The organism is uncultured Campylobacter sp. (assembly GCF_937890585.1).
Lineage (GTDB): Bacteria > Campylobacterota > Campylobacteria > Campylobacterales > Campylobacteraceae > Campylobacter_A.
In genome coordinates this window covers 1-10,424 of record NZ_CALACG010000325.1, presented here as the reverse complement: position 1 = coordinate 10,424, position 10,424 = coordinate 1, and the positions used below count along the sequence as shown (strand labels likewise).

General features: G+C 37.3%; 13 protein-coding genes and 1 pseudogene. 5 read left to right on the top strand and 9 right to left on the bottom strand.

Annotation, left to right across the window (positions count from 1 at the left end; translation table 11 throughout):
- From Q0296_RS09810 to Q0296_RS09785, 6 genes and pseudogenes are all read right to left on the bottom strand, one after another.
- Positions 1–742: pseudogene (locus Q0296_RS09810) on the bottom strand (hypothetical protein); the annotation flags it as partial.
- Positions 735–1,151 (bottom strand): hypothetical protein, encoded by a 417-nt coding sequence (locus Q0296_RS09805; protein ID WP_298040053.1) that lies wholly within the window; start codon positions 1,149–1,151, stop codon positions 735–737. The pseudogene Q0296_RS09810 and the gene Q0296_RS09805, both read right to left, overlap by 8 nt.
- Before the next feature lie 18 nt (positions 1,152–1,169).
- On the bottom strand, positions 1,170–2,036 hold the full coding sequence (locus Q0296_RS09800) for a PD-(D/E)XK nuclease-like domain-containing protein (protein ID WP_298040050.1): 867 nt from the start codon (positions 2,034–2,036) through the stop codon (positions 1,170–1,172).
- Positions 2,029–2,955, bottom strand: coding sequence for a DUF1351 domain-containing protein (locus tag Q0296_RS09795; RefSeq protein ID WP_298040048.1), 927 nt, complete (start codon positions 2,953–2,955; stop codon positions 2,029–2,031). Before Q0296_RS09795 ends, Q0296_RS09800 begins: the two co-directional genes overlap by 8 nt.
- Before the next feature lie 105 nt (positions 2,956–3,060).
- On the bottom strand, positions 3,061–3,408 hold the full coding sequence (locus Q0296_RS09790; protein ID WP_298040045.1) for a hypothetical protein: 348 nt from the start codon (positions 3,406–3,408) through the stop codon (positions 3,061–3,063).
- 88 nt (positions 3,409–3,496) lie between these two features.
- A complete protein-coding gene (locus tag Q0296_RS09785) occupies positions 3,497–3,838 on the bottom strand; it encodes a hypothetical protein (RefSeq protein WP_298040042.1) in 342 nt (113 codons plus the stop codon).
- Between the two features lie 453 nt (positions 3,839–4,291).
- On the opposite strand from Q0296_RS09785, the gene Q0296_RS09780 reads away from it, so the two are divergent.
- The 3 genes from Q0296_RS09780 (at position 4,292) to Q0296_RS09770 (ending at position 6,141) form a co-directional block, all read left to right on the top strand.
- Complete coding sequence (locus Q0296_RS09780) at positions 4,292–4,705, top strand: type I restriction endonuclease (protein WP_298040039.1); 414 nt, start codon at positions 4,292–4,294, stop codon at positions 4,703–4,705.
- A gap of 25 nt (positions 4,706–4,730) precedes the next feature.
- Complete coding sequence (locus Q0296_RS09775; protein ID WP_298040037.1) at positions 4,731–5,354, top strand: hypothetical protein; 624 nt, start codon at positions 4,731–4,733, stop codon at positions 5,352–5,354.
- 130 nt (positions 5,355–5,484) lie between these two features.
- Positions 5,485–6,141, top strand: a complete 657-nt coding sequence (locus Q0296_RS09770; RefSeq protein ID WP_298040034.1) for a hypothetical protein — start codon at positions 5,485–5,487, stop codon at positions 6,139–6,141.
- On the opposite strand, the gene Q0296_RS09765 is transcribed toward Q0296_RS09770, so the two are convergent.
- The 3 genes from Q0296_RS09765 to Q0296_RS09755 all read right to left on the bottom strand — a co-directional run bounded on the left by Q0296_RS09765 (position 6,138) and on the right by Q0296_RS09755 (position 9,243).
- Entirely contained in the window at positions 6,138–6,575 is a 438-nt protein-coding gene (locus tag Q0296_RS09765) for a thermonuclease family protein (protein WP_298040031.1), read from the bottom strand. The genes Q0296_RS09770 and Q0296_RS09765 overlap by 4 nt on opposite strands.
- Positions 6,576–6,728: 153 nt before the next feature.
- A complete protein-coding gene (locus Q0296_RS09760; RefSeq protein ID WP_298040028.1) occupies positions 6,729–8,315 on the bottom strand; it encodes an SIR2 family protein in 1,587 nt (528 codons plus the stop codon).
- Positions 8,316–8,532: 217 nt separating this feature from the next.
- On the bottom strand, positions 8,533–9,243 hold the full coding sequence (locus tag Q0296_RS09755) for a S24 family peptidase (protein WP_298040025.1): 711 nt from the start codon (positions 9,241–9,243) through the stop codon (positions 8,533–8,535).
- A 103-nt stretch (positions 9,244–9,346) separates the two neighbouring features.
- Between Q0296_RS09755 and Q0296_RS09750 the strand changes: the two genes are divergently transcribed.
- Both Q0296_RS09750 and Q0296_RS09745 read left to right on the top strand, forming a co-directional pair.
- On the top strand, positions 9,347–9,571 hold the full coding sequence (locus tag Q0296_RS09750) for a hypothetical protein (protein ID WP_298040022.1): 225 nt from the start codon (positions 9,347–9,349) through the stop codon (positions 9,569–9,571).
- Between the two features lie 339 nt (positions 9,572–9,910).
- On the top strand, positions 9,911–10,424 hold a 514-nt coding region (locus Q0296_RS09745; protein WP_298040020.1), incomplete at its 3' end, for a helix-turn-helix domain-containing protein.

The window sequence follows — 10,424 nt, the reverse complement described above, 5'->3', positions numbered from 1 at the left end:
GCATTGGCTCAACTGTCAAATTTTCTTTTACAGTTGCGATTTCAACTTCAAGGGGCGCAGCTTCAATGTATTCAGTTTGTGAATTTTTTGCACTAACTGAGCTGTTTGGTCTTTCCGAACCACTCAAAAGCTCGTTTAGGTTTTGCGTCGGGTCGGGCTTAAACGTCTCTTTTGGGTCGCTTACTTCCTCGACCTCTACTATGTCCTGTATTTCCTCTTTTGTGCGAAGTCCTAGCCTGACTTCGGGGAAAAACTCATTTATGAAAAAGCTTTGTGCGCGGTATTTCAGCATTAGTGTTGGCATTGTTTGCCATTTTGAGCCGTTCTTGCTTAGCCAGCCCTCGCGCTTTGCCATTTCCATAGTGATCGTAGTGCCTCTTAGCACTGCGCCTGTTTGGGCGTCTATCGCTTCGCAATATGCGCTTTGCCCATCTTGGGATACGATCGTATTGAGCCTGCCTTTTAAAAGCCCACTTGTGTTTAGCCGCGCGACTAAAAATTTTGTTTCAAAGCTAGGTTTGCCTTGTATGATGAAAATACTTTGTGCTACCTCAAGTGGGCTTAAATTCATTCGGTAGGCTATGTCATAGACAATAGTTGCGTTTGCCACTGATATTTGCGCTGCGTTTTGACCTTGCCCCCATAAGTGTTTTGGGAAGAAGGCTGACAAACTAAAAGCTTTTGCCTTGCGTTGTTCTAATTCAAACCGCTGCACTTCTGCTGTTATTAGGTCGTTACTCATTGTCTGTCCTTTTTTTTAGTTTTTTGTCATACTTTTTAGAAAAATGCATAAGCCTAGCTAAAGTATAAGCCGCAACCCTAACGCTATCCAAATAATTATCGTCTCTGTTTGCGGCTTCAAAATAGCAACAACTCTGTATAGCTTTATCACCGTGTTTATATTTTGGAAGAGATCTGTTGTTGTTTTCAAATTTATGCTTATCACTTTTTCGATAATCTCCATAATAAACGTAAAAGCAGGGGCTACATTTTTGGCTTTTTTCGTCATAGACTAATTCGTAAACTACTTTATACTCGTAATTTCTATCATCTACGCAGTCGTAAAACATATAATCAAAAATACTAAAAATCTCTTTTTTGATGTTCTTTTCCAGCTTTTTAACTAGATACAAAACCTTTTCTTCCGTCATTTTTTATCCTTTCAAATTTTAAGCCGCATTTATGTAATTTTCTTTACGGTATTCGTAGCTGTGCGCCTCATCTTTGGCGATGTCGGAATAAATAAGCTCCATATCCTCCTCGCCGTATTCTTTTTCGGCGGCGATGTAGTCCATATACCGCGTTAAAAGCTCTTGATACTTACTCCGCCCTTTTTCTAACAACTCCTCGCTTGCCCGCACTAAAAACGGGATATGCGGCGCAGATTTAGGCACGCAAAGCCACCCCGTGTATTTGAGTGAAGTTTTATACCCACACAAATTTAAAACGTCGGTATAGTAGGCTAGCGATAAGTCGTAGTTATACGGCTCGATCAACTTCTCAAACTCGTCTTTGTTGTTAGCTTTCGTGCTTTTTAGATCGTAAAGCAGTCCCATTTTGCGAATATAAATATCAGGGCGCGCTTGCATAAGCAAATCTGCATCTTTGTGGTAGTGGAAAAAACTCACTTCTTTGTCTGCGTATTTTAAAAATGGCACGATTTTATTAACGGCGTTTGCGATGTTTCGGTAGTGTTCTATCATCCCTTTAGCCACTATAATTTTATCGGGGTTGGCTTCTCGCAACGCCTCAGCCTTTTTAGTATCAAGCCCTAGCGTCGGGCTTTTGATGTATGTTTTATCGATATTTTCGGGCGTCAAAATGCAGTCGTGGCAAAGCGTGCCCTCGTCAAAGCACGGTTTCCACGTATCAAACAGATGCCTAAATTTAAAGACTCGCACGCTTTTTCTTATCAAATCAAAACGGGTCGAGCTTAGTCCGCCTGCTTCGTGATAGTCTTTGTTTGATAGCCCCTTTATCATTGTGTTTAGGGGGAATTTAAACCCCTTAAGCTCGCTCAAATCTATCTCAAGCATTTAACACCTCAATTTTACTTAGATTGGTTATGCCCGCCGCGGCTAACATCTCTTTGATCTTGTCCGTTAGCTTGTCGTGCGGAGCGTTTGCTGGAGCTTTGACCTCAAACTCGGCTCGGATAGTGTAGATAGCCTTGCCGTTTTCGGCTTCGCGTGGTTTTTGTAAAATTTCACGTTGTGCGTCACAAAAAGCTTGTGGGTTTGGTTTTGCTTGCTCGGCTTTCGCGCGCTCGATAGCCTCTTGTTTTTCTCTTTCGGCTCTTGCTAGTAGTTCAGCTTCCCTTTGTGCAGCTCTTGCTTCCATCTCCGCCTTTTCTCTAGCTGCTCTTTCCTCTGTTTCTCGTCTTGCTTGTGCGGCTATTTCGGCATCTCTAGCTGCTTTTTCTTGTTCTGCGATCTTGGCTTGTAAGATTTCATTTTCAAGAGCTTGTATTTTTGCCTCAATCGCCTCTTTCGTAGCTTTTGCCAAAGTGCCTGTAGGCGTTACCGCGCTTAGCTTGATTAGATCGGCGATGTTTATCCTTTCAAAATTTAGCTGCTTTTCGTCGCAAAGAGTTTTTGTATATTCAGCTATCCTTGCGGCAATTGCTTCAAGCTTGGCGTTTTCAAAATTTGCCACGCCATCTGCTATCTTTTGGCGGCCGTCCGTGATGATAGCTTCGATCTCTTTTTTCTCGGCTTTTAGTTGATTTACTGGGGCTGAAATTTTATCAATATAAAATTTATATCGCTCGCCAATCTCTGTTTTAACCTTATTGAAATTTGCCATCACCTTTTTGGCTTCAGGGATGTTTTCCTCAGTTACATTGATAGAATATTTTTCTACCTGCCTGCTAGCTTCAGCTTTTAGTTCCTCAAAATTAGTAGTCAATTTTTGACTATCTGCTGTTTGCGCCTCGTAAGTTACAATTAATTCCATTTTTTATCCTTTTTTTAACGTATTTATCTTTTATGTTAAAAATTTCTCAATTTTTTAACAATTTCTAAAAACTCACCGACAGTCATGCCAGGCTCGCCATAAAACTCAACAAGCCTCATCAGAATATAAGAGCGCATCTCTTTCAGCCTCCTCTCGTAGCTTTTTTAAACTTCCTTGGTAGGACATTGTGTGGCTTAAAAAGCCATCGTTGGTATATAAAAACTCAGAGCAAATAACATAAACCAAGGCGGCGTAAGCGAAAAAGTCTTGGCTACATCTTTCTATTAATAAATCGATAATCGCTCCAGTGTTATCGCCAAACCCATTTTTAAAAGTATCGTAATAGCGGTTACAAACTGCCGAAATATCACTTATTAGCTCGTCGTATTCTTGCTCAAAATTTATATTTTTTACGTCGTTTTCGGCACGTGCCAGATCATATCCCAAACTCATTTTTAGCTCCTTTTGATATTTAGATAGGCGATGTTTTTGATCTCGCCGCCATTGCTGAAAACTATGCGAAAAAATCTAATTATCTTTTTCATTTTTGTAGCTCCTTGTATCTCTTTGGTACTTTTGGCAAATACGCAGCGCGGTATATATGTCCTAAGCCCGCATTTTGCCCTAGCTCTCTTTGCTCATAGCGCTCTTTCATCTCACAAAGTCCAGCATCAACTAAGTCAGCGTGAAGATTGTCAGTTTTGACTTTCACATCAAACGTAGCGTCACCTAAACGCTCATTTATCCTTGCTCTTTGTGAGCGAGTGACGTCTTTAAAACTTACGTTGGCGTATTTGGAACTTAATTTCTCGTAGTCTTTTTTGGCTTTGATAAGTGCTTTTAGGCTCTCTAATGCCTGCTCTAAATCATTGATGTTTTGCATAACAGCTCCTTTTTCTAATAGAAACCTTGCTCGCCACCGCTGTCTGAATATGGTAAAAATTAATTTAGCTTGCAAAAGCAACTTTTAAATGTTAGTGGGCTTTCGCCTACTCCAAGCAAGCAAGGCTTTTATTAGAAAAAGTGGTGTTTTTCGTTTTATTAATAACCCTGTGAAAAACTATCCTAAATCAGGGCTAATACCGAATAGCGACGTTTCGGCTCGCTATATCCGCTTCAGATTGAAACGTGATTGACCTGCAACTCGCAGGAGGCTCACTCTGTCAGCTTACGCTTGAAGCCTACAAAACGTTTTTTTGTTTTGATGAGAGAATGATACAATACGTGTCCTTATTGTTTCCTTAAAAATGATACATTATGTGTCAAAAATAGACGCTGTAATAAAATGGTGTTTGTGATATAATCAATTTAATATTTTTGCATTAGGAGGTGTTTTATGGATGAAGTAAAGTTAAAAATAAAAGATATAGCCACTAATATAGAAAAATTAGCGGCAAGTATAACGACAGAGGAAGCGACAAAAAATGCTTTTATAATGCCGTTTATTAGGGCTCTAGGTTACGACGTTTTTAACCCATTAGAAGTAATGCCAGAATACACACAAGATATTGGCACAAAGCAAGGCGAGCGTATAGACTATGCTATTTTTCAAAATAACGAGCCAGTGCTATTAATTGAGTGTAAAAAGATAGGGGCGGAGCTTAATGCCAAAAACGAGTCACAGCTGCTTAGATACTTTAATGTCAGCAAGGCTAAATTTGCGATTTTGACAAACGGTCGTGATTATAAATTTTATACCGACTTAGAAGAAAAAAAATATAATGGACACAACGCCATTTTTAAGCTTTGATATAACAAAGATAAAAGATACACAAGTGTTTGAGCTTGAGAAATTTCACAAAAAGAATTTTGACTTAGAAAATATTTTTAACACGGCGAACAACCTAAAATACACAAACCAGCTTGATAAAATCGTAGCAGCAGAGCTTGAAAACCCTAGCCGCGAATTTGCAGCATTCTTTTTCAAAAAAATAAGCGATCAGGTAGCCACTGAGAAAAGAATAGACCAAATAACACCACTATTAAAAGCGGTTTTTGCTCAACGCATAAATGATATGGTAAGGGATAGACTGACGTCAGCATTAGATAAAGAAACAAAAAAAGAAGTCGAGCCGCTACCGCCACAAGAGGACGATAATAAAATCATAACAACACAAGAGGAGCTAGACGCTTTTTATATTGTTAGGGCAATATTGGCAGCGGTCACAAATGTAGAGAATATAACACATAGAGATGCTCAGTCTTACTTTGCAATATTTTTTAATGATAATAACCGAAAGCCGATATGTAGATTATATTTTACTGACAATAAAAAACAACTAGGCATAATGGATAGTGAGAAAAATGAAACAAGATTTCAACTTAATAGGATCGAGGATATTTATGCCTATTCTGAAAAATTATGTGAAGTCGCTAAATTTTACGCTAATCAAAATTAGCGTTTTCTCCACGCCCATGGTGGGAAGAGAATATTCCCAAAGGTTATATTAAAGATAACTTAATGTTATGTTTTTTAAAAATGCCTTTATGATATAATTCTAAATACAAATCTTTATCAAGGAGTAAAGGATGAATAGGTTTTTGTTATTAATTTTAATCGGGTTTCTTTTTGCGGGGTGTAAAACAGCCGTTTTAACAGATATACCGTTGTCAGCGCTCAATGGGGATAACCAAGCAAGAATGGCAACATTAAACGTTGAAGTTCCTGGGTGTAATTCTTATGAAGATTCTAGGCAAGAGTCAAAAGCACTTATTGATTTAAAATTAAAAATCCCGCAAGTATTTAATGGAGCGCAGTTTAAAGAGTGCTATAAAGTAAAAATGGATTCTGTGGCTTCTTTTGTTATACCAGTTTATTTTGGCAAAAACGTACTTGAAACGGAAATACAAGGCGCTGAGCTAAAAATAGGCAAAGACCAAAACAATAATCTTTTAGTTATTGCAACGAGGGGACTGCGTGATAAAATAGAGAATTTTCAAAAACAAAGTATTTCTAAATTTGATTTCTTTGTAATGTTTAGAATAATTAATGATACTGGCACCGAAGTAAAAAACTTAATAGCCGAGAGTGCTTTTATTGATGACACTCCAACCTATTATATTGATTTTAATATGCCAAAAGACTCGTCCGTGGTTATAAGATTAAATGATGTAGCCACTAACATATTAACACAAAAAGGCGACAATAACGGAGTAGCACTAATCCTAAGACTGCCTAAAAATTAACGTTTTCTCAACTGCCACGGCGGAGTAGGATCGCTACTCTGCCAAAGTCCTAGCTTTTTCTCACGAGCCGTTTTTTCTTGATCTACATATATTCTCGAGTATTTCACATAAACCCAAGCGTAGCCATTTAGCACCATTTGAGCGTTTATATCCTGCCCTTTATGGTGGATAATTCCTAGCGTGCGTTTATATCTATCTTTGCCATTTGGCTCTACTTCTACCACTTGCCCTGCGATCAGGCTAGCCAAAAATTGCCTTGATCGTTGTCCGTAGTCTTGCTTTTTCTCTGGAGCGTCAATGCCGTATAGTCTGACCTTTGTTTGCTCTTTGCCGTTTAGCACAGTGATAGTGTCGCCGTCAGATATTTTTATGACTTTTGCAGGGAAAGCAAAGAGCGACGCATACAGCATTGCTAGTAATAAAATGCTTTTCATTTCTTTTCAATTCTTTTAATTTAATTTAATTTTTATGCAATCATTTACTCTTTTTTGTTAGAATTACAAATAGAGAGTGCAATGCCTCGCTGACTACCTGGGCGGACTATCCTAGATGATAATGGGCTAATAGGCAAGGGGTGGGGCTACGATCTATACTCCATATTTTAAATAATCATACAGTCTTATCATTTTCTTAAAAAAACTGTCGTTTATTATAGAGCTTTTCTCTTCCAGTGTTCTGCATAAAAGCCGGTAAAAGTCATCTAAATTTATATTTTCTATTTGCAATAGATACACAAAAGTATAGGCCTTGTGTGGGGGCAATGGGTCGTTATTGTTTTCAGTATCGACTAAATCGTTTATGGTTTTTCCCATATATGTGGCACCGTATTTATTGATCTTTTTCTTGTCGGTGTTGCTGTATAGGGCTGTAGCCCCTCTTTGTCTAAAATCATTTACTAGGGCATTGACTTTATCACACAACACTACCTTCTCACCTCTATCTTTCATTTGCTTTATATACTTAAAAATAGGCATTTTGGTGCTTTGAGTGATTAGTTTTGGTATATAGTCCTCTAAAACCCTTTTTGGATCTAACTTCGTATCTTCAAATAAAATATCTCTGTAAATATCTGCAGCTGTAGGCTCTTTGCCGTAGTAGTCTTTACCTACTCCAATAACAACACTATCAATCTCTTGCTTGTCGTCAATATCAGCAAGCCCTACAACCCTTATCAAGCCACTTGAGCTGTTTGACATAACGACGTCATAGACATCCTTTTTTAACCGCCTAATTATTCTTGGGTTATATTGAGACCTTGCATTACCTATAGCTTCGTAAACCAGAGAAAAATCGTTTGTAGAAATTTGCGTCATAGTTAATCCGTTTAACATGTACGTATAAATGCCTTGCACGTCGCCATCACGCAACCTTTTTACGAAAAATAATCTAGCGCTTAATTTTTTTAATTGATCTTGAGTTAGACATTCTGTTATATTTTCTATAACCCTTTTGATATTTTCGTCATTTATTGAATATCCTATAAAAACAATTGGATATTCTAAAAAAATAGTCATAAGTTTTGCGGCTAAGTATTTGTCTTTTTCATGAAATTTATCATAATCTTGTTGTGTTATGAGTATGCTTTTTGGGTCGGTGCAACATCCGTGTATTTTATAAATTTCCGATATTTCTTGAATGCCCGCAAAAAATAGCTCGTCTTGCCCGATATACTTTTGAAAGCCCTCAAATATACTCTCAGCCAAATTGTCGTAATTTGTAGTTATTACGCCGCTAACACTACGAATAGATATTCTTTTTAATAATTCTATTTCTTTTGATATTTGCGGATCGTCAGTTTTTATTTTTTCTATTGTAAATTTCTGAAAATAGCTCGCTAGGGCTATTTTAAATGGCGATACTCTGTTTTTTATAAGCACATTATTTTGCTTTTTCAGCATAGGCATAAAAGTATCATTATTGAAGAAATTTGCATTAAAGTCTTTCTCTAATTCTTGTGCTATTTGTGGCAGAGAACTTTCAGCTGTGCCATACGAAGCAAATTTATACTCATCGTCGCTGATAAAGCCTGTAAATTGTTTAAGTAGCTCTTCGAATGTAGGTGTCCCCATATAGCGCATAGAAAAGCCTGAGCCTAAAAATAAAAAGGGGTGTCTTTTTGTCTGCTCTATCGCCTTTTGAAAAGTTTCTATTAACTCTTTGTTCGATGCTGCCACAGATTATTTTTCCTTTCTAAAATCTCGTTGAAACTATCATGCTAATAATCGCCTACTATATTTTTACTTTATCCCATAATCCTAAAACGTAAGTCCTTTGTATACTTCGCAATGGAGTTTACCGCATACTTTGCCAAGTATCTCGCACTCGTAGCCCTCTTTGTGTGGGCTGAAATTATTTTTTAAAATAAGCCAGCCTCCATTCACAAATCGACTATTATGAAAAAAGCTTAATTTTTAGATTAAATTTGGCACGAACTACGCCAACAATAATGAGGCTATCAACCTCGTCACCCTCTAGCTCAATATCAGGATAAAAACTATTCATTGAACTTAGCTTTATATATTTTTTTGGTGGCTTCTTAAAAAATTTTTTGACGTAAATATCGCCGTTATAGTTTGCTATTACTACATCCCCATTTTTTGGTTCTGCTTCGCGCTCTATTACTACCCTTTCACCGTCACTCACAAAAGGCTCCATGCTATCGCCACGCACCTTGATTACATCAATATTACCATAGTGAGGAATAGATAAGACATTTTCTAAAAATTCAGGGCTTACATCTACTTGCAATGGCTTTATTTCTGCATTAACTACGCCGTAGCCAGCAGAAGCTTCAACATCTTCATAATAGTTAATCGTAATTAAATTTTTAATTCTTTTAAGTTGCCATTTTTTATTTTTAATATCATCAGAAAAAAGCTCTGCTATTTCGTGGTCTTCCAAAAAAGTATCATCCAGTAGCTTATCAACTGGAACTCCAATGCGGTCAGATAGAGCATTATACTGGGCTGCGTCTTTTGGACTTCTTATACCGTTGCTCCAATTAGTTACAGCTGCTCTAGTTACGCCTAACTCTTCGGCAATATTTTTTGCCGTGTCACCACTTTTATTTAAATAGTATTTGAGTATTTCAGCCAACGCCATAACGTCTCCTTTTTGATACCGTTTGTATCATTATACAAGAATTAAAAACACGTTTGGTTTCTTTTTAAGAAAAATATAAAGACACGTATTGTATCATTGGTGTATGAAAAATTTAAGAGAAAATATTAGAAAAAAACTGTTGAAAGAGTATGGCAAAACGTCAATGCCTAGAAGCGTTATGAATGGCAACAGAAAGCCAAACCCAAATTTTAGAGATCGTAATAGGAGGCTTGTCCCATTTAAAAAATGGGGTAAAGAATTCCCTAAATGGCTATCTGAACAAGAAACCAAGCTAAAGCAAAAGGAGGCTAAAAATAGTAGCGAATAACAGCCTAGAGGCATACAAAAAACTAAAACCAGAGCTAAGCGGCAAACGTAGAGCCGTATATGAGATGTTTTGCCAGCACAAAGAGGGTGCGACAAGGCAAGAAATTTCACGTTGGTATAACGTAGCAATAAATAGCGTTTGCGGACGTGTTAATGAGCTAATAGCGCGCGGTTTCCTGGTCGAGATCGGATCAAAAAAAAGATGTGATAAGCGGATGTAGCACGTCAATATTAAAACCTACTGAAAGGATAGCGTAATGAATACTCCATTATATCTTTTAGTTGCTCTTTGTGTTATGGCGATACTTGACACATTTATTGAAATTTGGAAAGGGCTAAGATGAGTGATAATTTGCAAAATGGATATGCCGTTTGTTTTAACTCTTGGCTATTTGATGAAAGAATACAAAACGAGCTTAGGCTGTTGCTTTTGATCTCTTCATTATCAGCTAAAGAGGGGTACTGCTACGCCAATAATGACTACTTAGCGAGCAAACTAAATAAAACATCGGTTTGGATTTCAGGTGCTATTTCTAAATTAAAAAAATGTGGCTACATTGAAGTTGAGTTACAAAAATTTGGAGCAGTGGTAACAAATAGAAAAATCAAACTACTTGCCCTAAATAACGAAGAACAACCGCCGTTAAAAAATCCTTTAACCGCCGATAAAGAAAATCTAAACGCCGTTAAAGAAAATTTTAACGGCGATGCAGAAATTTTTGAACCGCCATATAATGTATGCGCGCGTAATAATAATACAAGCCAAGAAAATTACAAGCTATTAAAATTACAAGCTAATAATAACCCCCTACCCCCTAAGAATGTTTCACTACCTGCCTTCATTGATCCAAACC

Coding starts and splice junctions, on each gene's coding strand:
- Q0296_RS09805 (WP_298040053.1), bottom strand. CDS start 1,151: ATGACGGAAGAAAAGGTTTTGTATCTAGTTAAAAAGCTGGAAAAGAAC.
- Q0296_RS09800 (WP_298040050.1), bottom strand. CDS start 2,036: ATGCTTGAGATAGATTTGAGCGAGCTTAAGGGGTTTAAATTCCCCCTA.
- Q0296_RS09795 (WP_298040048.1), bottom strand. CDS start 2,955: ATGGAATTAATTGTAACTTACGAGGCGCAAACAGCAGATAGTCAAAAA.
- Q0296_RS09790 (WP_298040045.1), bottom strand. CDS start 3,408: ATGAGTTTGGGATATGATCTGGCACGTGCCGAAAACGACGTAAAAAAT.
- Q0296_RS09785 (WP_298040042.1), bottom strand. CDS start 3,838: ATGCAAAACATCAATGATTTAGAGCAGGCATTAGAGAGCCTAAAAGCA.
- Q0296_RS09780 (WP_298040039.1), top strand. CDS start 4,292: ATGGATGAAGTAAAGTTAAAAATAAAAGATATAGCCACTAATATAGAA.
- Q0296_RS09770 (WP_298040034.1), top strand. CDS start 5,485: ATGAATAGGTTTTTGTTATTAATTTTAATCGGGTTTCTTTTTGCGGGG.
- Q0296_RS09765 (WP_298040031.1), bottom strand. CDS start 6,575: ATGAAAAGCATTTTATTACTAGCAATGCTGTATGCGTCGCTCTTTGCT.
- Q0296_RS09755 (WP_298040025.1), bottom strand. CDS start 9,243: ATGGCGTTGGCTGAAATACTCAAATACTATTTAAATAAAAGTGGTGAC.
- Q0296_RS09750 (WP_298040022.1), top strand. CDS start 9,347: ATGAAAAATTTAAGAGAAAATATTAGAAAAAAACTGTTGAAAGAGTAT.